This window comes from Velocimicrobium porci, from assembly GCF_009696045.1.
Classification (GTDB): Bacteria; Bacillota; Clostridia; order Lachnospirales; family Lachnospiraceae; genus Velocimicrobium; species Velocimicrobium porci.
In genome coordinates, this window is sequence record NZ_VUMT01000069.1 from 1 (window position 1) to 1,224 (window position 1,224).

Annotated in this window: 2 protein-coding genes; both read left to right on the forward strand. The window is 32.7% G+C overall.

From position 1 onward, the window contains the following. A partial coding sequence (locus tag FYJ58_RS14665) for a Mu transposase domain-containing protein (protein ID WP_408647387.1) occupies positions 1-428 on the forward strand: 428 nt, incomplete at its 5' end. Beyond that, positions 421-1,173: an IS21-like element helper ATPase IstB gene (gene istB, locus FYJ58_RS14670; protein WP_154520399.1), complete on the forward strand. Its 753-nt coding sequence runs from the start codon at positions 421-423 to the stop codon at positions 1,171-1,173. The genes FYJ58_RS14665 and istB, both read left to right, overlap by 8 nt. Positions 1,174-1,224 lie beyond the last annotated feature (51 nt).

Here is a 1,224-nt window from a genome sequence, read left to right on the forward strand (position 1 = left end):
GAATAAATAATCGTGTTAACACACAGATTAATCAGGGAACAGGGAGAATTCCCTTGTTGTACTTTGAAAAAGAAAAGGCTTTCCTACACAGCCTACCCGCTGATAATGTAAGAAAGCCATATCAAATCGCCACAAATACTGTAAAAGTCAATCATTCGAGCATGTTTAATTATAAAGGATGCCAATACTCTGTCCAACCGGAGTATGTAGGAAAGATTGTATCATTACAGGTATATGACGGTTACATACATGTGTATTTTAACACAAAACTTATAACTATTCATCAATTAAGTACAAAAAAATTAAATTATATTTCAGAGCACTATTCTGCCATTGCCAGAGAAACTCATGTTTTTAAAGAAGAACACATATTGGACAGAGCAAAGGAAAATCTTGATATTATAGGAAAGGTTTATGATTATGAGTAACAGTATATACAATCAGTTAACAGCAAATCTGGATTTATTAAAGTTAACCCAGATGAAGCTGCATCTTGATGAAATAAGAGATTTTGTAACGAATAACGGACTCTCTTTTACAGAGGGATTACTAAAACTAAGCAACTATGAAGTGGATTTTAAAGAACAGAATGCTTCCAGGTCAATGATAAAGGCTGCGGCATTTCCTTTTGTAAAAGAGCTTAAAGATTATGATTTCGATTTCCAGCCAAGTGTAAATGAACAGGAAATGCGAGAATTAGTTAGTCTTGGCTTTCTTGAGAAAAATGAAAATATTGTATTTCTAGGACCGAGCGGTGTAGGAAAAACACATCTTGCAACCTCTGTAGGAATCGCTGCGGCAAAGAAGCATGTAAGTACATATTTTATTAAATGTAATGATCTGCTACAACAATTAAAGAGGGCACAGTTAGAGAATCGCCTTGATGCAAGATTAAAGCATTTTAGCAAATACAGACTGCTTATAATAGACGAAATAGGATATTTGCCAATCAACAAAGAAGATTCTAATCTATTTTTTCAACTAATAGATATGAGATATGAAAAAAAGAGCACAATATTGACAACAAATATGAATTTTAATGAATGGGATGGGGTATTTTTTGATGCGGTTGTTGCAAATGCGATTATGGACAGAGTATTGCATCACGCACATGTAATTCCTATATCAGGAAAATCATACAGATTAAAAGATCACTTAAAACAAACAGACTAATTGTACATTTTTATATCATATTTTTTGTACATTAGGTCTTGACATTTTATA